Origin of the sequence: Nocardia sp. NPDC004068 (assembly GCF_042874315.1) — a bacterium.
Taxonomy (GTDB): domain Bacteria; phylum Actinomycetota; class Actinomycetes; order Mycobacteriales; family Mycobacteriaceae; genus Nocardia.
In genome coordinates this window covers 391607-416897 of record NZ_JBIAMW010000003.1, presented here as the reverse complement: position 1 = coordinate 416897, position 25291 = coordinate 391607, and the positions used below count along the sequence as shown (strand labels likewise).

The window sequence follows — 25291 nt, the reverse complement described above, 5'->3', positions numbered from 1 at the left end:
TCGTCAGGTGAGGTAGACAGCGACACCTACCGCTCCGATCCAGGCTATGGCCAGGAGCTGCAGGATGCGGTCCCCCAGCGCGATCTCTTCGGGTTCACCGGCCTCGCCGCCGTCGACGTCGACCGCGTAACGCAGGATCGCGACCGTGAACGGAATCATCGAGATCGCGAACCACTGATTGTTCTTGTGATCGGTTTCGAACGCCCACAGCCCGTAGAACACGACCACCGCGGTGGCCGACAGGGTCCAGATGAACCGCAGATAGGTGGGCGTGTAGTACTGCAACGACTTACGGATCTTCGCGCCGGTGTCGAGCGCGATCTTCAACTCCGCGTAGCGCTTGCCCGCGGCCATGAACAGCGAGCCGAAGGCCATGATCAACAGGAACCATTGCGACAGATGGATATTGGCGGCCGCGCCGCCCGCCACCGCGCGCAACAGGAAACCCGAGGACACGATACAGATGTCGAGCACGGCCTGATGCTTGAGCCCGAAGCAGTAGGCCAGCTGGATGCCGATGTAGACCGCCATCACCGCCGCCAGCTGCCACGCGGCCACGAACGAGATCAGGATCGAACCGATGAGCAGCACCACCGACAGCGAATAGGCCAGATTCACCGGGACCACGCCCGCGGCGATCGGCCGGAACCGCTTGGTGGGATGCGCCCGGTCGGCCTCGACGTCGAGCGCGTCGTTGACGAGGTAGATGCCCGAGGCCGCCATGCAGAACACCACGAACGCGATGCCGATGTGCAGGTCGCGGCTCAGGTCCGCGATCGCGTAGGTGTCGGTGCCCGGGATCTTGCCCGCCGCCAGCGGTGCGGCCAGCACCAGGACGTTCTTCACCCATTGGCGGGGGCGCACGGCCTTGACCAGGCCGCCGACCAGAGTCTTCGGCGGACCCTTGATGACAGCCTCGTCCAGGTCGACGCTGGTCGGCTCTTCACTCATATCAACGAGGGTTCTTTCCTGTGCGGTCACTGGTGAATCTCTTCTCGGCGGCTAGCACCGCGGCTGCGGACGCGGCGCCCAGCGCCGATCCGGCGAGCACGTCGGAGGGGTAGTGCACCCCGAGAACGACCCGAGAGAGCAGCATGGGCGGCACGAGCACCGCAGGCAAGGGTAGCCCGGTCAGCCTGCCGAGCAACACCGCCGCTGCCGTCGTGGAGGTGGCGTGCGAGGACGGGAAGCTCAACTTGCTCGGCGTCGACACGTTGACCTGCACCGACGGATCGTTCGGGCGGGGTCGGCGGACGACGCGCTTGATGACGACCGATGCCGCGTGCGCGCCGAACGCGCCCACGGCGACCCCGGCCCATTGCCGTCGACGGGACTTGTCGACCACCGCGCCCGCCGCGCCGATCGCGAGCCAGCCCAGCGCGTGCTCGCCGAAGTGCGACAAACCGCGCGCCGCCTTGACGATTCGCGGATCGCGCCCGAGCGTGCCCTGCACCGCGTTGATGATCTTGACCTCCGCGGGCGCGGGCGCCGCGGGTTCCGGCACCACGCGCAACCGCGGGGCGTCGGCGGATTCCGCTGCGGTGGCGGTCATTTCCCCTCGCTTCCGGACGCCGGGTGGATGCCGAAGGCATTCTCCCAGGCGGCAGTGCTGGTCAGATACGGATGTGCGGCACGATACTGCGCGCGGACCTCGCCGAACCTGGCGGCCAGTTCCCGGCGCAACCGCAGGGCTTCCTTGAACAACGCCAACGCCTGGCGCGGATCGCGTTTGCGGTACACCACGCCGCGGCCGTCGGCCGTCGTCACCGTGACGCCGTCGACCTGGGACAGCAGGAACCAGCGCGCGTCGAGCGTGGGCACGTTGAGCTGCGGGCGCTCGTGGTGTTCGGTCTTGGCCGGGCGCAGGTTGTGCGCCACGCCCTTGGCCAGCCGGACGACCTTCGCGATCGGATTGGCCGGTTCGCCGACCGCGCCCACGTCGGCGCCGCTGGGCAGCGGCAGTTCGGTCGAGGACGGCACGATCACCGCGTCGGGGAAGTCCTTGCGCATGGCGGCGACCGAACCCAGCGCGGTCGGCAGCAGCGCGAACAGCCGTTCCGGGCCCGCGAGGAAGTCGCGGATCGCCTGGTTCTGGATGGCGACCGTCGAATACTCCAGGCAGAGCAGGTGTTTCAGCGTCGCCTTGATCGTGTTCACGACCATCGGGCGGCCGTCGTTGGGCAGATGCAGGGCCGCGACCACGAGCCGGTTGCGCAGGTGGAAGTACGCCTGCCAGTCGATGGCGTCGTCCTTGTCGCTCCAGGCCATGTGCCACACGGCCGCGCCCGGCAGGGTGACGGTCGGATAGCCGGCTTCCTTGGCGCGCAGACCGTATTCGACGTCGTCCCACTTGAGGAACAGCGGCAGCGGCTGGCCGATCTCCTCGGCGACCGCGCGCGGGATGACGCAGGTCCACCAGCCGTTGAAGTCGACGTCGATGCGCCGGTGCAGCAGTTTGGAGTTGTCCCGGTCGCGCAGCGGGTATTTGGAGAAGTCGTGGTCGTATTCGACGTTCGGCGCGGCGGTCCACATCCAGATGCCGCGGTCGACGACCTCGCCCATGGTGTGCAGATGCGACCGCTCCTGGAGATTGAGCATCTGTCCGCCGACGAGGGTGGGCGTGCGGCTGAACCGCGCAAAGGCCAGCGCGCGCAGGATGCAGTCCGGCTCGATCTCGATGTCGTCGTCCATGTAGACGATGTACTGCGCGTCGGTGGTCTTCAGCGCCTCGTACATGACCCGGCTGTAACCGCCGGAGCCGCCGAGATTGGGCTGGTCGTGGATGGCCAGCCGGTCGCCGAGCACGGCCGCCGCCTCGGCGAACCCGGGTTCGTCGCGGGCCTTGCGGTTGCCCTGATCGGGGATGATCACGGCCTTGATCTTCTCCAGCACCAACGGGTCCGAGCCCAGGGCCGCAAGGGTTTTCACGCAATCGGTGGGGCGGTTGAAGGTCGGCATGCCGACCGCGATGCTGCCCTCCCCGGGCGCCTCGATCGGCGCGTACCATCCGCCGCCGCGCAGTTCGACCGCGGTGTCGGTGGTGATGTCGAACCAGATCCAGCCGCCGTCCTCGAACGGGGCCAGGTCGACCTCGAAGCTCACCTCACCGTCGGTGAACTCGTTGCCGCGCACGTGGATTCGCGATCCGTCGGCCTTGGACCGGTACACGTCCACCCGGCCGTGCCCGGTCAGCTCGAGCCGCAGCACGACCGAGGTCAGGATGGTCCAGCGCCGCCAGTACGAGGCGGGCACCGCGTTGAAGTAGGTGCAGAACGAGACCTCCGACTCCGCGCCGATGGACAGCGAGGTGCGGGAGGTGGCGTGCGCGCGGCGGGCGTTGGTCGGCGACTCCTCCAGATAGAGGGTGCGCACGTCCAGGGGTTCGCCCGGGCGGGGCAGGATGATCCGTTGCAGCAGGGATTTCGCGCGGGTTTCGATCGTCGTCTCTTCCAAGGTCGCCGTCGTCATTCGTTGTCGTCCCGATCGACCAGCGGCGCACCGGATTCCAGATGCGGGCGGAGCACGTTGTCGAACATGCTCAGCGCGCTGCCGATGGCCATGTGCATGTCGAGATACTTGTAGGTGCCCAGGCGGCCGCCGAACAGCACCTTCGCCGAGGTGGTCTCGGCCTTGGCGCGTTCGCGGTAGGCCAGCAGTTTGGCGCGGTCCTCCGGGGTGTTGATCGGATAGTAGGGCTCGTCGCCGGTCTGGGCCGAACGCGAGTACTCGCGCTGGATGACCGTCTTGTCGTTCGGGTACCAGTCGCGTTCGGGGTGGAAGTGCCGGGGTTCGATGATGCGGGTGTAGGGCACGTCCGCGTCGTTGTAGTTCATCACCGAGGTGCCCTGGAAGTCACCGGTGGGCAGCACCTCGGTCTCGAAATCTATGGTGCGCCAACCCAATTCGCCCTCGGCGTAGTCGAAGTAGCGGTCCAGCGGGCCGGTGTAGATCACCGGGGCGTCCGGGTTCTGAGCGCGGATCTCGTCGCGCACCTCGAACCAGTCGGTGTTCAGCCGGACCTCGATGCGCTCGGATTCGGCCATCTTCGACAGCCACGCGGTGTAGCCCTCGCGGGGCAGGCCCTCGTAGGTGTCGTTGAAGTAGCGGTTGTCGAAGGTGTAGCGGACCGGCAGGCGGGTGATGATCCCGGCGGGCAGTTCCTTCGGATCGGTCTGCCACTGTTTGGCGGTGTAGTCCCGGATGAACGCCTCGTACAGCGGGCGGCCCACCAGCGAGACGGCCTTCTCCTCGAGGTTGGCCGCGTCCTTGGTCTCGATCTCCGCGGACTGCTCGGCGATGAGCGCGCGCGCCTCGTCCGGGGTGAAGTAGCGGCCGAAGAACTGCGAGATCAGGCCGAGGCCCATGGGGAACTGGTAGGCCTGTCCCTTGTGCATCGCGAACACGCGGTGCTGGTACCCGGTGAACTCGGTGAACTGGTTGACGTAGTCCCAGACCCGCTTGTTCGACGTGTGGAACAGGTGCGCCCCGTATTTGTGCACCTCGATACCGGTTTCGGGATCCGCCTCCGAATACGCGTTGCCGCCCAGATGGTGGCGGCGCTCGATGACCAGGACCCGCTTGCCGAGCAGGGTGGCGGTGCGTTCTGCGATGGTCAGCCCGAAGAAGCCGGAGCCGACGACGACGAGATCGAAGGGGGATGCGACGGTCACGGGTGCCCAGCGTATCCGAAGACGCGCCGCCGTCCGGGGCGAGTAGCGGACTCCCCCGCCGCCTCACCGCACCGGCGGGGTGACAGCGGCCCCGGCGTCCGGGGCCGGGCGAGGTGGAGCGGCGGCGGGGGCCGAATCCGACGCCGGATGAGGCGGCTCGGCGGGTGCCGACTCCGGGCCTGGGCGAGGCGGATTCGCGGGCACCGAATCCGAGGCCACTCGAGGCGGATTCGCGGGCACCGAATCCGAAGCCGGGCGAGACGGATTCACGGGGGCCGAATCCGAGGCCGCGCGAGGCGGGTTCGCGGGGGTCGAGTCGGAGGCCGGGCGAGGCGGGTTCGCGGGAGCCGAATCCGAGGCGGGGTGAGATGGATTCGCGGGGGCCGAATCCGAGGCCGGGCGAGATGGATTCGCGGGGGTCGAATCCGAGGCCGGGCGAGATGGATTCGCGGGGGGCGGGTCCGGGGTCGGGTGAGGCGGGGTGGCGATGGGGACCGCGTTCGGGGCCATGCGCAGGAGGGTGGCGAGATCGACCACGCGGGGGCCGAGTTCGGGGGTGGCGATGATGACGCCGCCGCGGAAGAGGCGGAAGGTGCCGATTCGGCCGGGGAGCGAGGTCTCCGGGCCGAGCGGGTCGCCGAGAGGGCCGGTGGGGCCGCCGGTCTGGGCGTACTTCACGTCGATCGGTGAGTCGGTGGGCGGGCGGGCCGTGCGCGCGGACACGGGCGGCTGGGCGGGGTCGGGCTGCGGGGCGGGGGCGGGCGGGGCGAGTTCGGCGGGGGCCGGGCCGATGTCGAGGGTGCCGATATCGATGGGCTGGCCGCCGCCGGGGGCCGCGGAGTACTCGGTGCGCAGGATGTGCCCGTCGCGCAACAGGACCTGCCCGGCCGTGGCGTGGACGGCCTCGGCGGCGCGCGGGTCCTCCTTCTCGGTGCCGGGGTATCGCTGGCAGTCGGTGGTGTCGCAGGTCTGGGCGTAGGGATAGCGGTGTTCGGCCAGGGCGTAGGAGCGGGCGGCGATCGCCTGGGCGCGCAGCGCCTCGGCCCCGCCGCGGTCGGCCCAGTTGGCCTGCATCTCGGCCGGGACGACGCCGAGCAGGTAGTCCTCGGTGTCGAGTTCGTCGATCGTGCGGGGCGCGCCGTTCTCGAGCGCCACGCCGAGCGCGCCGCGGAAGGTCGCGCCGTCGCAGACCTTCAGGTGTTCGGCCGCGGGCCGGTCCGCGCCCGGATCGATCGGGTACGCCCAGGGGTCGTCGGTATCGCCCTCCCACACCTGGTCGCCCGCGCAGCCCAGCGTCACGGTGACGTGGGCGCCGCCGTCGGGGGTGGGCGTGAGGTGGGCGGCCTGCCCGGGCACCACCCGGCGGCCCGCGACCTCGAGCCCGCTGTCGGAGTACACGTCCAGCGGCTCGTCGTCGTAGCCGGTCAGCCGCACGCGCACGGTGGTGGGCGCGATCGTGGCCAGGGTGGCGCCCGGGTAGTAGGCCAGCAGGATGGTCCGCGCGTCGTCGCCCGCGGCGGCCCGGTCCAGCGCGCCGAACTGGCTCATGCCCCGGCCGTGCCCGTTGCCCGCGAGCGGGCGATAGCCCGGATCGGCGGGCCGGGCGCACCAGGTGACGGCGAGGACGCCGCCGGTCAGCGCGACCGCGCCCAGCCCGATCGCGACGCGGGCGCGACGACGACGGCTCCGGCGTAGTCGGCCCTCCCGTAGTGCGGTCGATGGTGCCATGCGGACTCCCCGGAACAGCGCGGGACGGCATGTCCTCCCCGCGAAACGGCTATCGAAAAGTTACATTTCAGCTACCCATAGCCTCAGCCTCGACCAAAGCTTTAGCTTTGTGACGATTGAGACTAGTGTGACCGTTGACTCGTCAGGAATCAACCATGCATCACCGCTGACGGTCGCCCGGTTCAACCGAATGGGAGATGCTCGTGCCGTACCGCAGACCGAAACGCTCGTTCCTACTCCCGGTCGTCACGACCCTTGCCGTGGCCGCGCCGCTGGCGACGCTCATCCTGCCGGACCCACCGGAGTTCCGATCGGCCACCGACAGCAACTCCACCGCGATCGCCACGCAACTGTCCGAGGTGGCCCTGGCCTCCGCTCCCGACGCCGTCGTGCCCACGCCCGAACTGCCCGCGGCCCCCGCCGGATCCGCGCCCGGCGGGCCCGCCTTCGTCGCCGCGCGCAACACCCCCGACGCGCCCGCCGCGCCCCCGCCGGAGATCAAGGAACTGCGCCGCGACACCCCGTTCAGCATGGTCGCGCTCACCGCGAAACGGCTCGCGGGCACCCGGGCCCTGGTCCGCGCGGGCAAGGCGGACGGCGGCTGGGGTCCCTGGTTCGACACCGAACCCGTCGAGACCCGCGGCGACGACCACGCGAGCGCCGCGAAGACCGGCACCGAACCGATCTTCGTGGGCGAGACCAAGGCCGTACAGGTGATGGTCGCCCGCCCGGCCGCCGTCCCGGCCCCCCGCACCGACGATCCGGCCCAGCTGGCCGCCGAGGATCTGGCCGCGGTCCTGATCGATCCGGGCCGCGCCGCCGTGGACCGCGATCTGACCGCGGTGGCCGCCCCGCTGCCCGGCGGCGGCCCGAAGGTGATCAGCCGCGCGCAGTGGGGCGCGGACGAATCGCTGCGCTGCGAGGATCCGACCTACGACGACTTCCTCGGCGGCATCACCGTGCACCACACCGCGGGCCGCAACGACTACAGCCCCGAGGAGTCCGCGGGCATCGTGCGGGCCATCTACGCGTATCACGCGAAGACGCTGGGCTGGTGCGATATCGGCTACAACGCGCTGGTCGACAAGTACGGGCAGGTGTTCGAGGGCCGCTTCGGCGGCCTGGACCGCCCGGTGCAGGGCGCGCACGCGGGCGGCTTCAACGAGAACACCGCGGGCGTGGCCATCATGGGCGACTTCCAGACCGAACCGCCCACCGACGCGGCCCTCGACGCGGTCGGGAAGTTCATCGGCTGGCGGGCCCGGGTGGGCGGCCTGGATCCCAAGGGCCACACCACCATGTACTCCGAGGGCACCGAGTACACCCCGTACCCCCAGGGCGCGGCGGTGGATCTGCCGATCGTGTTCGCGCACCGCGACGTGGGCAGCACGACCTGCCCCGGCGACGCGGCCTACGCGCTGATGGACCGCATCCGCGATCTGGCCGCCGCCGCGGCGGGCCCGCCGCCGACCAACGACGTACGCGTCGACGCCCGGACCGCGAAAACCGCACCGCCGCAACAGGATCGCTCCGACGCCGCCGCCGCGGCCGCGCTCACCACCCGCATCCTCGACCTGCTCGACCGCAATGTGATCGCGAAACACTATGCGGCACAGGGCGGTCCGAACGGTCCCCTGGGCGCGGCGACGTCCGAGCCGATCGCGACCCGCGACGGCGGCCAATACGTGCGATTCGCCAACGGCTACGTCTACGCCACGCCCGACGGGACCGTGACCGAGGTGCTCGGCCGCATCCTGGAACGCTTCGTCCAGCTCGGCGCGGAGAACGGCGTGCTGGGCCTGCCGACCCGTGCGGCATATCCGGTGCCCGAGGGCCTGCGAGCCGAATTCCAGTACGGCGCACTGATTCTCGACGCGGCCACGGGCGCGGTGTCCACGGTGCTGACGTCCGGGCCGTAGCTCAGGCCGCCCACCAGCGTTCGAGGACCCGGGCCACGCCGTCGGCGGAGTTGGAGGCGGTGATCTCGTCGGCGGCGGCCCGGGCCTCGGCGTGCGCGTTGGCCATCGCCACGCCGTGTCCGGCCATGCGCAGCATCGGCACGTCGTTGGGCATGTCCCCGAACGCGACCACGGCCGCGGGTTCGATGCCGAGCCGCTCGGCGACCAGGGTCAGGCCGGCCGCCTTGGTGATGCCCGGCGCGGACACCTCGATCAGGCCGTTGTCGGTCGAATACGTGATGTCGGCCCGCCCGCGCAGCTGCGGTTCCAGCGCCGCGCGCATATCGCCGCTGGTCGCGCCGCGCAGCCGGATGAGCATCTTGATGGCCGGGGCGGCGACCACCTCGCGCCGGGCCACCCGGGTGTCGTCGGGATTGAGCCACGCGTGTTCGTATTCGGGCGAACTCACGAACTGCGGTGTCGCGGCGTCGTGCGCGGTGGCGCCGACGCGTTCGGCGGCCAGCCCGCAGCCCGGCAGCAGCCGTTCGGCCAGATCCGCGATCCAGGCCAGGCTCTCCACGTCGAGGGTGGTGCTGTGCAGGATGCGGTCGGCGGCGCTGTCGTAGACGACCGCGCCGTTGCCGCAGACGCTGAGCGGCGCGTGGCCGAGGCCGTCGACCACGGGCGCGATCCAGCGCGGCGGCCGACCGGTGGCGAGGACGAACGGCACCCCGTCGGCGACCAGCGCGGCCACCGCGGCCCGCGTGCGCGGGGTCACGATCTCTCGTTCGTCGATCAGCGTGCCGTCGACGTCGGTGGCCACCATCTTCGGTTTCGACAGGTGCAGACGAGTCACCCATTCCATCCTGCCGGAAATGATGACCGCACGACATGGTCCCTGTCCCTGGAAACGATGGCCGCATGACACGCCCAGGAGCCCGACTGTCCCTATGATCAGGGGCTAGTAACCGACGCGAGGGGACCGATGACCGGCTTTCTGCTACGACGTGCGCTGAACTATGTCGTGCTGCTGGTGCTGGCGACGTTCCTGACGTTCAGCCTGGCGTCGTTGACCTTTCGGCCCCTGGACAGCCTCCAGCAACGCAATCCGCGCCCCCCGCAATCGGTGATCGACGCCAAGGCCGCGGAACTGCATCTGGACGAACCGATTCCGCGGCGCTACCTGACCTGGGTCTCGGGCATGCCGCACGGCGACTTCGGGCAGACGCTCGCGGGGCAGCCGGTGAGTGCGGAACTGGGCCGCCGGGTCGGGGTGAGTTTGCGGCTGCTGATCGTCGGCTCGGTCGTGGGCACCGTGCTGGGCGTGCTGATCGGCGCGGCGGGCGCGATCCGGCAGTACCGGTTCAGCGACTACTTCACCACGATCGTCTCGCTGCTGATCCTGAGCACCCCGGTGTTCCTGCTCGCCACCGTGCTGAAATACGGTGCGCTGGAGATCAATTCGGCCACCGGACAGCAGATCTTCCTCTACACCGGGGAGACCTCGGCCAACGCGGTGCACGGGCTGTGGAACCAGATCGTCGACCGCGCCCAGCACATGGTGATCCCCACCCTCGGCCTGGCCCTCTTCGCCATGGCCTCCTACAGCCGATATCAGCGCAACGCCATGCTCGACGTCCTCCAGAGCGATTTCATCCGCACCGCCCGCGCCAAGGGCCTCACCCGCGGCCGCGCGCTCTACAAACACGGTCTGCGCACCGCGCTGATCCCGATGGCCACGCTGTTCGCCTACAGCTTCGGCGGACTCATCACCGGCGCCGCCTTCACCGAGAAGATCTTCGGCTGGCACGGCGTCGGCGAATGGCTGGTGGACGGCATCAACGCCCAGGACCTCTACGTGGTGGCGACGGTGACCGCGTTCACCGGCCTGGTGATCCTGATCAGCGGCCTGCTGTCCGACATCGTGTACGCGCTGCTCGATCCGCGGGTGCGGGTGTCATGAGCGAGGCCGAGATCATCGCGCAGGGCGCGCCGGAGCCGGTCGCGGCCGGCCGCCGGAAACTGGTGTGGCGCCGCTTCCTTCGCAACAAGCCCGCGGTGGTGAGCCTGATCGTGTTGCTGCTCATGCTGATCCTGAGCTTCGCGCTGCCGCCGCTGCTGCCCTACGACTATCAGCAGCTGGACTACACCGCGCTGCTGAAACCGCCCAGCGGGAAACATCCGTTCGGCACCAATCAGATCGGGCAGGACGTGCTGGCGCAGACCCTGCGCGGATTGCAGAAGTCGCTGGTGATCGGGTTCAGCGTGGCGATCTGCACCAGCGTCATCGCCGCCCTGGCCGGTTCGGTGGCGGGCCTGCTCGGCGGCTGGACCGATCGGGTCGTCATGTGGGTGGTGGATCTGCTGCTGGTGGTCCCCAGCTTCATCATCGTGGCCATCTTCGCCCCGCGCACCAAGGGCAGCGGTTCGATCCTGCTGCTGATCGTGCTGCTGGCGGTGTTCAGCTGGATGATCAGCGCGCGGCTGGTGCGCGGTCTGACGCTGAGCCTGCGCGACCGCGAATTCGTCCGCGCCGCACGGTATATGGGCGCGTCCACCTGGACGATCATCACCACCCACATCATCCCCAACATCGCCTCGATCCTGATCATCGACACCACCCTCGCGGTCGGCGCGGCGATCATCTCCGAGACCGGGCTGAGCTTCCTCGGCTTCGGCGTGCAGCCGCCGGACGTGTCGCTGGGCACGCTCATCGCCGCGGGCACCAAATCCGCGCTGACCTATCCGTGGTTGTTCCTGTTCGCCGGTGGGCTGCTGGTGCTGACGGTGTTGTGCGCCAACCTGGTCGGCGACGGCCTGCGCGACGCCTTCGACCCGAGTTCGCGGCGGGCCCGGTCGCGGCGGTCGAAGCAGAACGGGGAGGACGCGTGAGCGAGCACAGCGAGGCGAGCGAGACGACCCGGCGTCCCACGACCGCGCCGCTGCTCGAGGTCGCCGATCTGCACGTGTCGTTCCCCTCCGAGGAGGGCCGCATCGACGCGGTGCGCGGGGTGAACTACTCGGTGGGCGACGGCGAGGTGCTGGCCATCGTCGGCGAATCCGGCTCCGGCAAGTCGGTGTCCTCGCTCGCGGTGATGGGCCTGCTGCCCGAACAGGCCCGGGTGCGCGGCTCGATCCGCCTGCGCGGCAAGGAGTTGCTGGGCATGGGCGACCGGCAGCTGTCCCGCTGGCGCGGCAGCCGGATCAGCATGGTGTTCCAGGATCCGCTCTCGGCGCTGACCCCGGTGTACCGGATCGGCGATCAGATCGCGGAAGCGCTGCGCGCGCACGGGACGATGAGCGCCGAACAGGCCGCGGCCCGCGCGGTGGAACTGCTGGATCTGGTCGGCATCCCCGATCCGGCGTTGCGCGCCAAGGCGTTTCCGCACGAGTTCTCCGGGGGGATGCGCCAGCGCGTGGTGATCGCGATGGCCATCGCCAACGACCCCGAGCTGATCATCTGCGACGAGCCGACCACCGCGCTGGACGTCACCGTGCAGAAGCAGATCCTCGGCCTGCTGCGCAAGGCCCGCGACATCACCGGCGCGGGCGTGGTGATGATCACCCACGACATGGGCATCGCCGCCACGCTCGCCGATCGGGTCGCGGTCATGTACGCCGGGCGGATCGTCGAAACCGCCGCGGCCGCGGAACTTTTCAACCAGCCCCGGATGCCGTACACGGTCGGGCTGCTCGGGTCCATCCCGCGCATCGACGGCCCGGCCCGCGCCCCGCTCATCCCGATCGCCGGGGCGCCGCCCGCCATGCACGCGCTGCCGCCGGGGTGCCCGTTCGCGCCCCGCTGCCCGGTGTCGATCGACGACTGCCGCGCCGCGGAACCGCCGTTGCAGGACACCGCGCCCGGCCATCGCGCGGCGTGCATCCGCACCAGCGAGGTCGGCACCACGGACCTGTTCGCCGCCTATCGGCGCGAGGTGGCCGCGCCCGAATCCGTCGCGGCCCCGGAAGACCGTGTGGTGCTGCGGGTTTCGGGGCTGACCAAGACCTTCCCGCTCACCTCGGGCGTGGTGTTCCGCCGCCGCACCGGCGAGGTGCGCGCGGTCGACGGCATCGACCTCGAGCTGCGGGCCGGGCGGACCCTGGCGCTGGTCGGCGAGTCCGGTTCGGGCAAGTCGACCACGCTGACCCAGATCATGGATCTGGTCGCGCCGCAGGCCGGGACCATCGAGGTGCTGGGCAGCGATGTGGCGACGCTGACCAAGGGCCGCCGCCGCGAGATCCGGCGCAAGTTGCAGATCGTCTTCCAGGACCCGTCGGGTTCGCTGGATCCGCGCCTGCCGATCTTCGACGCGCTGGCCGAACCACTGCGGGTGGACGGCCGCCCGCGCGAGGAGATCCGCCGCCGGGTGCCGGAACTGCTGCGGCAGGTGGGCCTGCGCGCCGAACACGCCGACCGCTATCCGGCCGACTTCTCCGGCGGGCAGAAGCAGCGCATCAACATCGCCCGCGCGCTCGCGCTGGATCCGGAACTGCTCGTCCTCGACGAACCGGTGTCCTCGCTGGACGTGTCCATCCAGGCGGGCGTGCTGAACCTGTTGCGCGAGTTGCAGGCCGCGCGCGGGCTGTCGTATCTGTTCGTCTCGCACGATCTCTCGGTGGTGCGGAACCTGGCCCACGACATCGCCGTGATGTATCGCGGCAAGATCGTCGAATCCGGCCCGGCGGAACGGATTTTCGCCGATCCCCGGCACGAGTACACCCGCGCCCTCATCGACGCGGTCCCCGTCCCGGTCGTCGCACGTTAGGAGAAGACCGTGAGGATCCGTCGCGCCGCACCGGCCGCGGCCGCCCTGCTGCTGGCCGTGGCGCTGGGTGCGGGCGGCTGTTCCTCCGGCGGCGAACCCGCGGGCGGGCCGAACGCGCTCGGCACCGGCAGCGACGTGAACGCCCGACCGCGCGAGGCGATTCGCGACGGCGGCAATCTGCGGCTGGCCACCACCGAGTTCCCGCCGAACTGGAACACGCTGTCCAACGACGGCAACAACCTCGAGATCGCCCGCATCGTCTGGGCGATGATGCCGCGCGCGTTCACCGTCGACGCGGCCGGGCACACCGCGGTGGACCCGAACTACTTCACCGATGTCGCGCTGACCAACACCGACCCCCAGCAGGTCACCTACACCATCAATCCGAAGGCGGTGTGGAGCGACGGCACGCCGATCACCTGGGAGGATCTGGCCGCGCAGGCGCACGCGCTGAGCGGGACCGACAAGCGCTACCTGATCGGCTCCACGGTCGGCTTCGACCGGGTCGAGAAGGTGGAGCGCGGCGTCGACGACCGGCAGGCGATCCTCACGTTCCGGCAGGACTACGCGGAGTGGCGGGGGCAGTTCGCCGGGAACTCCATGCTCTACCCGAAATCGGTCACCGGCGATCCGGAGACGTTCAATCACGGCCTGGTCGACCACATCGCGCAGACGGCCGGACCGTTCACGGTGCAGTCCACCGACCGCACCCAGGGCCGAATCGTGTTGGGCCGCAATCCCAGATGGTGGGGCGATCCGCCCAAACTCGACACGATCACGATCAGCGTGCTCGATCAGGGCGCCTGGCCCGCGGCCCTACAGAACAAGGAACTCGACGCGGCGCAGCTGTTCTCGCTGTCTGATGTGGCGACCGTGCGCGGCACCCCCGGCTTCGCCATCCGGCGCACGCCGGCGAATCTGTGGCGGCATCTGACCTTCAACGGCGCGCCCGGGTCCATCCTCGCGGATCCGCGCCTGCGCGTGGCCGTTTCGAAGGCGATCGACCGGCAGGCCATCGCGAACGCGGTGCTCAACGGCCTGGAGGACGAGCCGAAGCCGCTGAACAACCACGTCTACGTGCGCGGCCAGGACGGCTACCGGGACAACGCCCCGGTATTCGATCCGGACGCCGCCGCCCGCGAACTCGACGCGCTGGGCTGGACGCGGCAGGGCGATCGGCGGTTCAAGGACGGCCGCAAGCTGGTCATCCGGGATGTCATGTACAACAACGACATCTGGGTCAAGGTCGCCCAGCTGATCCAGCAGAATCTGGCCCGCGTCGGGATCGAGCTGACCATCGACGCCCGGCCCGGGCAGAACATCTTCTCCGACGTGTTCATCCCCGGCGATTTCGATCTGGCCCAGTTCCAGTGGCAGGGCGACGCTTTCCCGTTGAGCGGCCTGCCGCAGATCTACGCCTATCACCCCGACGACGAGCAGGGTAACTTCGGCCGCATCGGCTCCCCCGAACTCAACGATCTGATCGATCGGACCCTGTCCGAACTCGACCCCGCCAAGGCGATCGAGCTCGCGAACGAGGCGGACCGGGCGATCTTCGACGAGGGGTTCTCCCTGCCCCTGACCCAGGATCCCGGCGACTGGGGCGTGCGCTCGGACCTCGCGAATTCCGGGGCGCCCGGATTGGCGTCCTACGACTACACCAAGATCGGCTTCACGAAGTAAGTCCCCTCCCGACGGAAGGAGCGATCCATGCGGATACGTTCGATAGCCATCCGAGCCGCCGTCCCGGCGGTCACGCTGGGTCTGATCCTGTCCGGCTGTTCCGGTTCGGACAGCGGCGGCAGCGGCACCGCCGCCATCGGGACGACCAACGACATCAATCCGCACGATGTGGCCGATCTGCGCGACGGCGGCAATCTGCGGCTGTCGATCTCGGCCTATCCGGTCAACTGGAACACGCTGACCGTCGACGGCAACGACAACGAGATCGCCGCCGTGGAACGACCGATGATGCCGCAGGCGTTCCGGATCGACGCCGCGGGCAATGCCACGGTCAACACGGACTATTTCACCAACGTGGAACTGACCGGCACCGATCCCCAGCAGGTCACCTACACCATCAATCCCAAGGCGACGTGGTCCGACGGCACGCCGATCACCTGGGAGGACATCCGCTCCCAGGCCGAGGCGCTGAGCGGGCGCGACAAGACGTACCTGATCGCGAACAGCCAAGGCTTCGACCGGGTTTCGAAGGTCGAGCGCGGTGTGGACGACAAGCAGGCGGTCATCACCTTCGCCAAGCACTTCGCGGAGTGGAAGGGCCAGTTCGCGGGGAACGGCTACCTGTACCCGAAGTCGGTCACCGCGTCCGCCGAGGCGTTCAACAAGAGTCAGGTCGACGCGATCACCCTGACGGCCGGACCGTTCCGGGTGCAGTCCACCGATCGTGGGCAGGGCCGGATCGTGCTCGGCCGGGATCCGAAGTGGTGGGGCGCGACACCGAAACTGGACACCATCACCTTCAGTATCCTGTCCTCCGAGGCCGACCTTCCGGCCTTGCAGAACAACGAGATCGACGCCGTCGGCATCGCCAACCGCGACGAACTCAAGACCGCCCAGAGCATTCCGGACGTGGCGATCCGCCGCACCCCCGCCACCCAGTGGTCGCATCTGACCTTCAACGGCGCGCCCGGATCCATCCTCGCCGATCCCAAGCTGCGCGTGGCGATCATCAAGGGCATCGACCGCCAGGGCATCGCGACCGCCATCCAGAACGGTCTGGTCGCCGATCCGAAGCCGCTGAACAACCACGTCTACCTCGAGGGCCAGACCGGCTACCAGGACAACAGCCTGCCCTACGACCCCGACGCCGCCGCCCGCGAACTCGACGCGCTCGGTTGGAAACTCAACGGCGACGTGCGCGAGAAGGACGGCCGCAAGCTGGAGATCCGCGACATCATGTACAACCAGGACGTCTGGGTGCAGATGGCGCAGATCATGCAGCAGAATCTGGCCCGCATCGGGGTGAAGCTGAACATCGAGACCAAACCCGGTCAGGGCTACTTCCGCGATGTCATCCAGCCGGGCAATTTCGATGTGGCGCAATGGTCCTGGGTCGGCGACCCGTTCCCGCTGGGCAGCCTGTACCAGATCTGGGGCTACGACCCGAACGATATGCAGGGCAACTACGGCCGCATCGGCTCCCCCGAACTGAACGACCTCATCGAGCGGACCGTCTCCGAACTGGACGCCACCAAGGCCGTCGAACTGGCCAACCAGGTCGACAAGAAGGTCTGGGAGGAGGGCCATTCCGCGCCGCTGTTGCAGTCCCCGGGCATCGTCGCGGTGCGCGCGGGCCTGGCGAACTACGGCGCGCGCGGGCTGGCCACCCTGGACTGGACCAAGGTGGGCTTCCTGAAGTGACCCCCGGTGCGGGCCATCCCCTGGCCTATCCGGTGCTGACGACGAGCGGCGTCCTGGCGATCTGCCTCGCCTGGGCGCCGTTCGGCGATGTGGAGCGGGCGAGCCTGCTGGCGACCGTGGCGCTGATCGTGTTGGGGTACACGGGTTTCCGGCTCGCGGTCGCGTTCGGGCGGCCGGGGATACCGGGATCGGCGCGCGGCAAACGGGTGCGCCAGCAGCATCGGCTGCTCAGCCGGTCCTGGCTGGAGATCACCGCGGGCGACGAGACCCGCTGGCTGCCGGTGTATTTCGAGCCGTTCCTGGTCACGCTGCCCGAGTCCGCGATCGAGCGGTCGGGCTCGGCGGTGCGGGTGGCGGGTCGGCGGGTGTATCCCGCCGGCGCGCCGCGGGATTCGGAGCCGCCGGGACGGTTGATCGACAACCCGACGCGACCCGATCCCGACGGCGCGGCGCACGCGGCGCGGGCCGTGAGACCGGTGCGGCGGCTGGTGCTGGACGCGCAATCCGCGGTGGTCGCGCCGTTGGCGGGTCTGTTCTGGGTCTATCTGTCCGACCGGGGAGTAGTCGAGTTCGTCTGCGCCACCTCGGTTTTCGTGGCGGCGGCGGTGTGGTTCGCCGCGATCCGCGGTTCGGATCCGAGCTGAGGCTGCTGCTGGGTCGCGCTGTGGATGCCGCCCCCGCCCTCGGCCACCGCGTCGAAGGCCACCGGCACCACCTCGCGGCCCGGGAACAGATCGCCGACGATGCCCGCGGCCCGGTCGTCGCTGCGCCGATCGCCGAAGGCGTGCAGGTAGACCGCGCCGTTGCCGACGTAGAAGTTGGCATAGGAGTACAGGAACTCCGGGCCGCGCGTCCCGGGCAGATCGGCCCGATCCGGTTGCGGCAGTTCGACGATCTCGAAGCCGCGCCCGCTCGCGTCGGTGGCCTCGGCCAGGCGGGTGCGGGCCCGGTAGGCGGCGCGGGCGAACACGTCGAGCGGATCCGGGTGCACCGGCCAGTCCAGCAGGATCACCCCGGGCCGGGCGAACCGCGCGACCGCGTCGACGTGGCAGTCGGTCACGTCCTCGTCGGCGACGCCCTGCAACCAGACCACCTCGACGATGCCCAGCAGTTCGGCCACCGCCCGCTCGATGTCCTCGTGCGAGAGACCGGGATTGCGATTCGGGTTGATCAGCGAACTCTCCGTGGCCAGCATGGTTCCGGCCCCGTCCACCTCGAGCGCGCCGCCCTCGGCCACGATCGGGGCGAGCACCCGCTCGATTCCCGCGATCTCCAACACCTTTCGCGCCACCTTGGCGTCCATGTGGTACTCGGCCTTCTGACCCCACCCGTTGAAGTTGAGGTCGATGCCGACCTGGGAGCCGTCCTCGGCGGTGACGAACACCGGGCCGGTGTCGCGGATCCACACATCGTCCAACGGCGCGGCCACGACCTCCACGTCCGGACCGCAGTCCCGCGCGGCCTCGGCCACATGCTCGCGGCGCGCCAGCACCGTGACCGGCTCGCGTTCCGCGATCGTCCGCGCCAGCCGGGCCACGTCGGCGCGCGCGGGCGCGAGCAGCTCCGCCCACACCGACCCCTTGGCGGGCCAGGCCAGCCAGGTGCGGGCGTGCGGGGCCGATTCCGCGGGCATCGCGTAACGCGTCACGGTTCCGAACGGTATCGAGTCCGGGCGCGATACGCAGGAATCGAGGTGTGTCGGCCCGTCGCGCGGGCGCGCCGGTCGGCGTGTCGGCAAACGGACGTCTGACCAGCAGTTTCTTCCGGGGAGCCGGAGCGGGCGGCCGGCGCGGGTTCGAGCCCGCGCCCGGGGAGCAGGGCCGACGCCTGCGGCCTTCGTCGCCCGTTCGCGGTAGGGGTCAGCCGCGCGTCCGCTTCGCCGCGCGCCGGGCGGCCCGGCGGGCCAGCTCCTCCCGCTCGATGACCGCCGCCTGCTCCGGGGTCGGCGCGGTGCCGCCGAGGCGGGCGGGCACCCAGCGCGCGCCCGCGGGCATCTCGTAGTCGCGCTGGGCGAGGTCGAGGAGCGCGGACATGCGCGCGCGCAGTTCCGCGGTGAGCTCGTCGGGCGAGCCGTGCGGCGGGACGGGTTCGCCGATCCGGATGTGGATCGGAAAGCGGTGGCGGCCCAGCTGTTTGGGGATGTCCTTGGTCCAGACGCGCTGCGCGCCCCAGATCACCATGGGCACGATCGGCACATCCGCCTCGAGCGCCATGCGCGCCGCGCCGGATTTGAACTCCTTGAGCTCGAAGCTGCGGCTGATGGTGGCCTCCGGATACACCACCACGATCTCCCCGTCCCGCAACGCCGTCACCGCGCGCTGATAGGACTCCGCGCCCGCGGTGCGATCCACGCCGATCGCCTTGCACTGCTTCATGAGCCAGCCGACGATGCCGTGCTCGAGTTCGGCCTTCATCATGTAGCGGACGTTGCGGCCCGAATTGCGGCCCACCAGACCGACTTCCATGAAGTCCAGATAGGCCGTGTGATTGACCGCGAGCACGGCCCCGCCGGTGCGCGGGACATGGTGCTGCCCTTCGATGTCGAACCGCAGGCCCTGCGCCCGGAAGATCGTGCGGACCAATCCGGTCAGGACGTCGAAGACCAGTTCCCGCGCCATCGTTTTCCCGACCTCTCGTGCCTACCCTTGTTCGCCCGGGGCCGCGGCGCGTTTGGCCGCGCGTTCCGCGACCTCGGCGGCGTCGAGCGCGTTCGCCTCCTCCAGCGTGGGAGCGCTGCCGCCGAGCCGGGCCGGAACCCAGTACGCGCCGGGTTCGTGAACGTAATCCCGCTGCAATTCTGCCAGCAGCCCTTGCATCACCTCGCGGAGCCGGGCGGTCAGCTCCGCGGCCGGGCCGGCGATGTCGTCGCCGGTCACCGCCGGGGGCTGGATCGGTTCGCCGACCGCGATGGAGATCGGGGTGTTGGTGCGGCCCAGCCGTTTCGGATGACCCTTGGTCCACACCCGCTGCGCGCCCCAGATCACCATGGGGATGATCGGCACGCCCGCCTCGATCGCCATCCGGGCCGCGCCGGATTTGAAGTCCTTGATCTCGAAGCTGCGGCTGATGGTGGCCTCCGGGTAGACCCCGACCAGTTCGCCGCGGCGCAGATAGTCCACGGCCGCTTTGTAGGAATCCGCGCCCGCCGACCGGTCCACCGGAATGTGCTTCAGCGCCCGCATGATCGGGCCGCTGATCCGGTCGTCGAAGACCTCCTTCTTCGCCATGAACCGGATGTAGCGCTTCGGGGTGCGCGCGGGCAGCCCGGCGTAGGTGAAGTCCATGTACCCGGTGTGGTTGATGGCGATGACCGCGCCACCCTCGGCGGGGATGTTCTCATCCCCCTTGACGTCGAATTTCAGGCCCTGCACGAAGAAGACGGTGCGTGCCAGGCCGATGATCGTCCGGTAGACGGGTTCCACAATTCCGCTAGCGTAGTCGCTGCCGCATCAGGTACCGAGTACCGCGTAGGAAAGAGGTTCGCCGTCGTGGAACGCCCCCCATTCATCGTCGGCGCGATCGCGCTGTCGGCCGCCTGCCTGCTGGCGGGTTGTGATTCGCGGGTCGGCATCGAGGGCACCGACTGGACCGAGTCGGCGCCGGCGACCACGACGCGGGAAAGCGCCACCGCCCAACCGGTTCCGCCGCCGGTGCCGGTCACCGCCGCGCCGGGCGAGGTCGCGGTCACCGTCGCGCTGACCAGCCCCGACCCCGCGGCCGCCGACGCGCTCACCCGCTGGGCCATGGACCTGCAACAGGTTCCGACGCAGACGCTGGTGCGGCGCTGCTGGACCGTCGCCCCGCGCAATGTGGAAACCATGTACGCCGACCAGGAGAGCATTCTCGAGGCGCTGAGCCGCCCGGGCGTGGACGACGGCACGGCGATCGTGTGGAAGAACCCGCGCGCGGGCGTCAGCGTGGTCGCGCAGCGCGCCGATATCGCCACCGGATACGCCTGCCCGCGCGTGATCCCCACGGGCGCACCGGTTTTCGACGACGCCGAGGCCCGCCACACGGTGCGGCGGTACCTGTCCCGGCTGAGCGGCAAACCGCTGGACCCGGCCGATACCGAACCGGCCCATCCGCTGGTGTGCTCGGCGACCACGAGCTGGGATCCCACGGGCAGTGGTCGCGCGACGGCCGCGCCGCTGGCGAGCGCCCCCGCCAAATTGGGCACGGTGAAGTCCTTCGTCGACGACGGGCTCACCTCGCAGGCGCTGGGCGGGGACTACACCACGGTCTCGGTTCCGGTCACGCCCGCCACCGGCGCCCAGCGCGAGCGGACCTTCACGCTGAAGTCGAGTGAGCAGGGCTACTGCATCGGCGACGTCTCGGCCTAGCCGCTACCCTGGGTGGCCGACATCGGTTCAGGAGGGACATCTCACGTGCAGATCACCAGCGTCGGACACGCCGGATTCCACATCCGCACCGCGGCGGGGACGATCCTCTGCGATCCCTGGGTGAACCCGGCGTACTTCGGCTCGTGGTTCCCGTTCCCGGACAACACCGGCCTGGACTGGGACGCGCTGGGCGCGGTCGACTACCTCTACGTCTCGCATCTGCACCGCGACCACTTCGACGCGAGGAACCTGCTCGAGCATGTGAACAAGGACGCCACGGTGCTGCTGCCGGACTTCCCGGTGCCGGATCTGCGGCGTGAGCTCGAGAAGCTCGGCTTCCACAAGTTCTTCGAAACCGAGGACTCGGTGAAGCACACGCTCGCCGACGGTCTCGACATCATGATCATCGCGCTGCGCGCGCCCGCGGACGGCCCGATCGGCGACTCCGGTCTGGTGGTCTCCGACGGCGAGACGGTGTGTTTCAACATGAACGACGCCCGGCCGGTCGACATGGACGCGCTGCGGGAGTCGTTCGGCCACATCGACATCCACCTGCTCCAGTACTCGGGGGCCATCTGGTACCCGATGGTCTACGACATCCCCGCCCGCACCAAGGCCAATTTCGGCAAGCAGAAGCGCCAGCGCGGGATGGACCGCGCGCGCAGCTACATCGATCAGGTCGGGGCCACCTGGGTGGTGCCCTCGGCCGGGCCGCCGGTCTTCCTGGACGACGAGCTGCGCTACCTCAACGACACCGGCGACGGGGCCGAGACCGGCAACATCTTCCCCGATCAGATGGTGTTCCTCGACGAGATGCGCGCGCACGGCCACGAGGGCGGGGTGCTGATGATCCCCGGCTCGGTCGCCGACGTGCGCGGGCGCGAGCTGACCCTGAGCCACCCGTTCGATCCGGCCGAGATCTGGAGCGACAAGGACGCCTACATCGAGGCCATGGCCCAGCGACTGGCCCCGGTGCTCGCGGCCGAGAAGGCCACCTGGGCAACGGGAGACGAGCCGCTGCTGCCCCAGCTGAAGGAACTCTTCGAGCCGATCATGGCGCAGAGCGATCTGATCTGCGACGGCATCGGCTATCCGGTCGGGCTGGTGCTCGGCGAGGAGACCGTGGTGCTGGACTTCCCCAAGCGGGTCGTGCGCGGGCCGATCGACGGCGAGGGGCGCTACCGCTACGGCTTCCGCATCCATCCGGATCTGGTGCGCACGGTGTTGCGCGATCGCGAACCCGATTGGGTGAACACCATTTTCCTGTCCACCCGCTTCCAGGCGTGGCGCATCGGCGGCTACAACGAGTTCCTCTACACGTTCTTCAAATGCCTCACCGACGAGCGCATCGCCTACGCCGACGGCTGGTTCTCCGAGGCGCACGACGATTCCGCGTCCACCGAACTCGCGGGCTGGGAGGTGCAGCGGCGCTGCCCGCACCTCAAGGCCGACCTGTCGAAATTCGGTGTGGTGGAAGGCACTACGCTCACCTGCAATCTGCACGGCTGGCAGTGGGATCTGGAGAGCGGCCGCTGCAAGACCTCCAAGGGCCACGAACTGCGGGCCCGCAAGCTGTAATCAGGCCGGGCGCGCCGCCGCACGCGCTCGTTCCAGGACGCGCAGGGCCGCCACCGCGTCGCGCGGATCGACCGGGACGGGCGCGCCGTCGAGCAGGGCGGCGGCCACGCCCGCGTAGAAGGCGGGGTAGTCGCCCGGTTCGCTCGGCACGCGGCGGGTGTCGCCGTCCACACCGAGCAGACCCCAGTGCTCGGGTTCGACCGTGCCCCAGGGTGTTCCGTCGCCGGGGCGGCGGCCCGCGCGCAGCGCGTCCTCCTGGGGGTCGAGACCGTATGCGACGTAACCGCTTTCGGAGCCGAGCACGCGGAAGCGCGGGCCCAGTTGCGGGGCGACGGCGCTCATCCACAGATGCGAGCGGACGCCGGAGGCATGGGTGAGGGCGACGAAGGCGTCGTCGTCGGCGCGCACCTCGGCGCGGCGGGCGTCCAGTTCGCAGTACACCTCGGTCACCGGACCGAACAGGTGCAGGGCCTGATCGACCAGGTGGCTGCCCAGGTCGTAGAGGATGCCCGCGCCCTCCTCGGCCGCGCCGACCTCGCGCCAGCCGCCCTTGCTCACCGGCCGCCAGCGCTCGAAGCGGGATTCGAAGCGGCGCACCGCGCCGAGGCTCCCGTCGTCGATCAGGCGGCGCAGGGTGCGGAAGTCGCTGTCCCAGCGGCGATTCTGGAAGACCGTGAGCATCCGGCCCGCCGCCTCGGCCGCCGCGATCAGCTCCTCGCCCTCGGCCGCGGTCAGCGCAAACGGTTTGTCGACCACCACCGGCAGACCAGCGGCCAGGGCCTGCCGGGCCAGCGCAGAGTGCGTGCGGTTGGGCGTGGCGATCACGGCGAGATCGATGCCGGAAGGATCGGCGAACAACTCGTCGGCGGTGGACACGACGCGCACCCCGGGATGCTCGCGGCGGGCCTGTTCGGCGCGCTCCGGCGAGGACGTCACCACGGCCGCGACCCGCAGGCGCGGCTCGGCGGCGATCAGCGGCGCGTGGAAGACCGATCCGGCCAGGCCGTAGCCCACGACGGCGACCTCGAGTGACGACATGGCACCCATTGTGCCCGCAAGATCAATTCCGGCCGGGATGTTCCACCGGGATCCAGCCGTTGGCCGCGAAATCGCCCTCCGGCACGCCCGCGCCGACCAGCCCGCGCGGCTCGTTGAGATCGCTGATCAGCTCCGAGACGGGGTGCGAGTCGCTGTAGTGATAGCCCTGGGCGAGCGCGAAACCGAGTTCGGTGAGCACGGCCGCCTGGTACTCGGTCTCCACACCCTCGGCGATGACCTGGAGATCCAGCGATTTGCTCAGCGCCGCGATGACGCCCAGCAGCGGCGGCGCGGGGGAATCGGAGCGGATCGCGGCGACGAAGGACTGGTCGACCTTGAGGATGTCGCTCGGGATGGTGGCCAGCCTGCTCAGCGAGGAGTAGCCGGTGCCGAAATCGTCGATGGCGATCCGCACGCCGCGCTCGCGCAGCTTGTGCAGATTGCCGATGGCGGTCTGGGATTCGGCGGCCAGTTCGCTCTCGGTGACCTCGAGCACCAATTGCGCGGCGGGCCAACCGGTGTCGGTGAGGATGCCGGAAACCCGGTCGGCGTAATCGGTTTCGGCCAGTTCGAGACCGCTGACATTGACGTTCAGGGTCAGATCGAGCTGGGCGAAGGTCTCCTGTAGCCGGGCGGCGTCGGCGCAGGCGCGGCGCAGCACCAGCTCGTCCAGATCGGCGATGAGGTCGTACTCCTCGGCCACCCGGATCAGGCCCTCGGTGGTCACGTCCGGTTGGGCGTTGGACGACCAGCGCAGCAGCGCCTCGACGCCGACCGCCTTGGTGCCGCCCTCGGTCAGGCTCACGATCGGCTGGTAGTGCACGTCCAGGGCGCCGGTGTCGATGGCCTCGCGCAGTTCCACCGCCAGCGGCAGCTGCCGCGAGGATTCCAAAACAGTCCGGTTGCGCCCGGCCTGCTTGGCCCGGTACAGCCCGACGTCGGCGCGGCTGACCAGCAGCGAGGCGGATTCGCCCGGCTGCCAGGAGGTCACGCCCGCCGAACAGCCCGTGGTCACCGCGGCGCGCAGCTGCTCGGTCAGCAGGATCGCGGCCTGTTCGGTGGTGTTGGGCAGCAGCAGCGCGAACGCGTCGCCGCCGTAGCGGGCCAGCCGCTGTTCGGGGGCGAGCAGTTTCGACCAGGTGTCGGCGACCCGTTGCAGTACCGCGTCGCCCGCCCGATGCCCGAGGTGGTCGTTGATCTTCTGGAAGCGGTCCAGGTCGACCAGCACCAGCGCCAGCCCCTGCCCGGTGCGCCCGGCGTGCCCGATGGCGCCGTTGAGCGCGCGATCGAATCCGCGTCTGTTCAGCAGACCGGTCAGCACATCGATATCGGCGTCGGAGGCCATCCGGGTGAGGATGCCGACCACGATGCCCACCCCCACCGTGACCCCGGCCGGGATCATGCCCGACCACCACGGCAATTCGCGCGAGGGCACCACCCACAGGCACAGCAGCACCGCGAACGCCACATGCGCCGCGACCCACTGCCAGGCGAAGAAGATCGCGGCGTCGCAGGCGATGAACACGTAGAACGCCGCCAGGCTGATCGCCCCGACGGTGTTGGGGAACCAGTGCACGGCGATGGTCACCAGCACGGTCGCCACCGCCACATACCCGTGGTGGATCGAATGCGGCAGCCGCGGACCCCAGATCAGCAGGCTGACGCCGAGCAACAGCGCGGTCGCCGCCGCGGCGCCCACCAACGGCCGGTTACCGTCCGAGCCGGGGGCGATCGCGGTGATGAGCAGGCCCAGCACGCCACCCATGACATAGAACGCGCCGGTGGTTCGCGCCATGACCATTGCCGTCGCCAGCGCCGATGCGGCCCGCACTCGCGTGCGGGTATCGCCGCGCGACCCGATTCCTCGCACGGTGCATAGCCTAGAGCCA

Annotated in this window: 20 protein-coding genes; 9 read left to right on the top strand and 11 right to left on the bottom strand. The window is 69.8% G+C overall.

The features are described from left to right. Window positions 1–3 precede the first annotated feature (3 nt). From ACFYTQ_RS09485 to ACFYTQ_RS09465, 5 genes are all read right to left on the bottom strand, one after another. Window positions 4–951 (bottom strand): decaprenyl-phosphate phosphoribosyltransferase, encoded by a 948-nt coding sequence (locus ACFYTQ_RS09485; protein WP_387358674.1) that lies wholly within the window; start codon window positions 949–951, stop codon window positions 4–6. A 1-nt stretch (window position 952) separates the two neighbouring features. Further along, window positions 953–1552: a phosphatase PAP2 family protein gene (locus tag ACFYTQ_RS09480; RefSeq protein ID WP_387358672.1), complete on the bottom strand. Its 600-nt coding sequence runs from the start codon at window positions 1550–1552 to the stop codon at window positions 953–955. After that, window positions 1549–3468 carry a glycosyltransferase gene (locus ACFYTQ_RS09475; protein ID WP_387358670.1) on the bottom strand — a complete coding sequence of 640 codons (1920 nt, stop codon included), beginning with the start codon at window positions 3466–3468 and terminating at the stop codon, window positions 1549–1551. Before ACFYTQ_RS09475 ends, ACFYTQ_RS09480 begins: the two co-directional genes overlap by 4 nt. Then, complete coding sequence (gene glf, locus ACFYTQ_RS09470) at window positions 3465–4670, bottom strand: UDP-galactopyranose mutase (protein ID WP_387358668.1); 1206 nt, start codon at window positions 4668–4670, stop codon at window positions 3465–3467. Before glf ends, ACFYTQ_RS09475 begins: the two co-directional genes overlap by 4 nt. A 63-nt stretch (window positions 4671–4733) precedes the next feature. Further along, window positions 4734–6398, bottom strand: coding sequence for a SpoIID/LytB domain-containing protein (locus ACFYTQ_RS09465; protein ID WP_387358666.1), 1665 nt, complete (start codon window positions 6396–6398; stop codon window positions 4734–4736). Window positions 6399–6595: 197 nt separating this feature from the next. Between ACFYTQ_RS09465 and ACFYTQ_RS09460 the strand changes: the two genes are divergently transcribed. Beyond that, window positions 6596–8317 carry an N-acetylmuramoyl-L-alanine amidase gene (locus tag ACFYTQ_RS09460; RefSeq protein ID WP_387358664.1) on the top strand — a complete coding sequence of 574 codons (1722 nt, stop codon included), beginning with the start codon at window positions 6596–6598 and terminating at the stop codon, window positions 8315–8317. 1 nt (window position 8318) lies between these two features. On the opposite strand, the gene ACFYTQ_RS09455 is transcribed toward ACFYTQ_RS09460, so the two are convergent. After that, window positions 8319–9161, bottom strand: coding sequence for an HAD family hydrolase (locus ACFYTQ_RS09455; protein ID WP_387358662.1), 843 nt, complete (start codon window positions 9159–9161; stop codon window positions 8319–8321). Between the two features lie 120 nt (window positions 9162–9281). On the opposite strand from ACFYTQ_RS09455, the gene ACFYTQ_RS09450 reads away from it, so the two are divergent. Genes ACFYTQ_RS09450 through ACFYTQ_RS09425 form a run of 6 tightly spaced genes read left to right on the top strand, consistent with a single transcriptional unit; the run spans window position 9282 to window position 17090 of the window. Further along, window positions 9282–10259: an ABC transporter permease gene (locus ACFYTQ_RS09450; RefSeq protein WP_387358660.1), complete on the top strand. Its 978-nt coding sequence runs from the start codon at window positions 9282–9284 to the stop codon at window positions 10257–10259. Continuing rightward, window positions 10256–11188 carry an ABC transporter permease gene (locus ACFYTQ_RS09445; protein WP_387358658.1) on the top strand — a complete coding sequence of 311 codons (933 nt, stop codon included), beginning with the start codon at window positions 10256–10258 and terminating at the stop codon, window positions 11186–11188. The genes ACFYTQ_RS09450 and ACFYTQ_RS09445 overlap by 4 nt, the downstream gene beginning before the upstream one ends. After that, entirely contained in the window at window positions 11185–13062 is a 1878-nt protein-coding gene (locus ACFYTQ_RS09440) for a dipeptide ABC transporter ATP-binding protein (RefSeq protein WP_387358656.1), read from the top strand. The genes ACFYTQ_RS09445 and ACFYTQ_RS09440 overlap by 4 nt, the downstream gene beginning before the upstream one ends. Before the next feature lie 9 nt (window positions 13063–13071). Beyond that, complete coding sequence (locus ACFYTQ_RS09435; RefSeq protein WP_387358654.1) at window positions 13072–14745, top strand: ABC transporter family substrate-binding protein; 1674 nt, start codon at window positions 13072–13074, stop codon at window positions 14743–14745. 27 nt (window positions 14746–14772) lie between these two features. Further along, a complete protein-coding gene (locus ACFYTQ_RS09430; protein ID WP_387358652.1) occupies window positions 14773–16446 on the top strand; it encodes an ABC transporter family substrate-binding protein in 1674 nt (557 codons plus the stop codon). Beyond that, complete coding sequence (locus ACFYTQ_RS09425; RefSeq protein WP_387358650.1) at window positions 16443–17090, top strand: hypothetical protein; 648 nt, start codon at window positions 16443–16445, stop codon at window positions 17088–17090. The genes ACFYTQ_RS09430 and ACFYTQ_RS09425 overlap by 4 nt, the downstream gene beginning before the upstream one ends. On the opposite strand, the gene ACFYTQ_RS09420 is transcribed toward ACFYTQ_RS09425, so the two are convergent. The 3 genes from ACFYTQ_RS09420 to ACFYTQ_RS09410 all read right to left on the bottom strand — a co-directional run bounded on the left by ACFYTQ_RS09420 (window position 16988) and on the right by ACFYTQ_RS09410 (window position 19868). Then, window positions 16988–18094, bottom strand: a complete 1107-nt coding sequence (locus tag ACFYTQ_RS09420) for an agmatine deiminase family protein (RefSeq protein WP_387358648.1) — start codon at window positions 18092–18094, stop codon at window positions 16988–16990. The genes ACFYTQ_RS09425 and ACFYTQ_RS09420 overlap by 103 nt on opposite strands. Before the next feature lie 211 nt (window positions 18095–18305). Continuing rightward, a complete protein-coding gene (locus ACFYTQ_RS09415; protein WP_387358646.1) occupies window positions 18306–19064 on the bottom strand; it encodes a lysophospholipid acyltransferase family protein in 759 nt (252 codons plus the stop codon). Window positions 19065–19085: 21 nt separating this feature from the next. Then, window positions 19086–19868, bottom strand: coding sequence for a lysophospholipid acyltransferase family protein (locus ACFYTQ_RS09410; protein ID WP_387358644.1), 783 nt, complete (start codon window positions 19866–19868; stop codon window positions 19086–19088). A gap of 66 nt (window positions 19869–19934) precedes the next feature. Here ACFYTQ_RS09410 and ACFYTQ_RS09405 point away from each other — a divergent pair, with 66 nt between their 5' ends. Both ACFYTQ_RS09405 and ACFYTQ_RS09400 read left to right on the top strand, forming a co-directional pair. Further along, window positions 19935–20786: a hypothetical protein gene (locus tag ACFYTQ_RS09405; protein ID WP_387358642.1), complete on the top strand. Its 852-nt coding sequence runs from the start codon at window positions 19935–19937 to the stop codon at window positions 20784–20786. A 45-nt stretch (window positions 20787–20831) separates the two neighbouring features. Beyond that, entirely contained in the window at window positions 20832–22364 is a 1533-nt protein-coding gene (locus ACFYTQ_RS09400; protein ID WP_387358640.1) for a Rieske 2Fe-2S domain-containing protein, read from the top strand. On the opposite strand, the gene ACFYTQ_RS09395 is transcribed toward ACFYTQ_RS09400, so the two are convergent. Next, complete coding sequence (locus ACFYTQ_RS09395; protein WP_387358637.1) at window positions 22365–23402, bottom strand: Gfo/Idh/MocA family oxidoreductase; 1038 nt, start codon at window positions 23400–23402, stop codon at window positions 22365–22367. It lies immediately after the preceding gene. Between the two features lie 22 nt (window positions 23403–23424). Further along, window positions 23425–25272 carry a putative bifunctional diguanylate cyclase/phosphodiesterase gene (locus ACFYTQ_RS09390; RefSeq protein WP_387358635.1) on the bottom strand — a complete coding sequence of 616 codons (1848 nt, stop codon included), beginning with the start codon at window positions 25270–25272 and terminating at the stop codon, window positions 23425–23427. Between the last annotated feature and the right edge of the window lie 19 nt (window positions 25273–25291).

What these genes read in the sequence shown, in the direction of transcription:
- ACFYTQ_RS09485 (WP_387358674.1), bottom strand. Translation starts at nt 951, where the DNA reads ATGAGTGAAGAGCCGACCAGCGTCGACCTGGACGAGGCTGTCATCAAG.
- ACFYTQ_RS09480 (WP_387358672.1), bottom strand. Translation starts at nt 1,552, where the DNA reads ATGACCGCCACCGCAGCGGAATCCGCCGACGCCCCGCGGTTGCGCGTG.
- ACFYTQ_RS09475 (WP_387358670.1), bottom strand. Translation starts at nt 3,468, where the DNA reads ATGACGACGGCGACCTTGGAAGAGACGACGATCGAAACCCGCGCGAAA.
- ACFYTQ_RS09465 (WP_387358666.1), bottom strand. Translation starts at nt 6,398, where the DNA reads ATGGCACCATCGACCGCACTACGGGAGGGCCGACTACGCCGGAGCCGT.
- ACFYTQ_RS09460 (WP_387358664.1), top strand. Translation starts at nt 6,596, where the DNA reads ATGCTCGTGCCGTACCGCAGACCGAAACGCTCGTTCCTACTCCCGGTC.
- ACFYTQ_RS09455 (WP_387358662.1), bottom strand. Translation starts at nt 9,161, where the DNA reads ATGGAATGGGTGACTCGTCTGCACCTGTCGAAACCGAAGATGGTGGCC.
- ACFYTQ_RS09450 (WP_387358660.1), top strand. Translation starts at nt 9,282, where the DNA reads ATGACCGGCTTTCTGCTACGACGTGCGCTGAACTATGTCGTGCTGCTG.
- ACFYTQ_RS09445 (WP_387358658.1), top strand. Translation starts at nt 10,256, where the DNA reads ATGAGCGAGGCCGAGATCATCGCGCAGGGCGCGCCGGAGCCGGTCGCG.
- ACFYTQ_RS09430 (WP_387358652.1), top strand. Translation starts at nt 14,773, where the DNA reads ATGCGGATACGTTCGATAGCCATCCGAGCCGCCGTCCCGGCGGTCACG.
- ACFYTQ_RS09415 (WP_387358646.1), bottom strand. Translation starts at nt 19,064, where the DNA reads ATGGCGCGGGAACTGGTCTTCGACGTCCTGACCGGATTGGTCCGCACG.
- ACFYTQ_RS09395 (WP_387358637.1), bottom strand. Translation starts at nt 23,402, where the DNA reads ATGTCGTCACTCGAGGTCGCCGTCGTGGGCTACGGCCTGGCCGGATCG.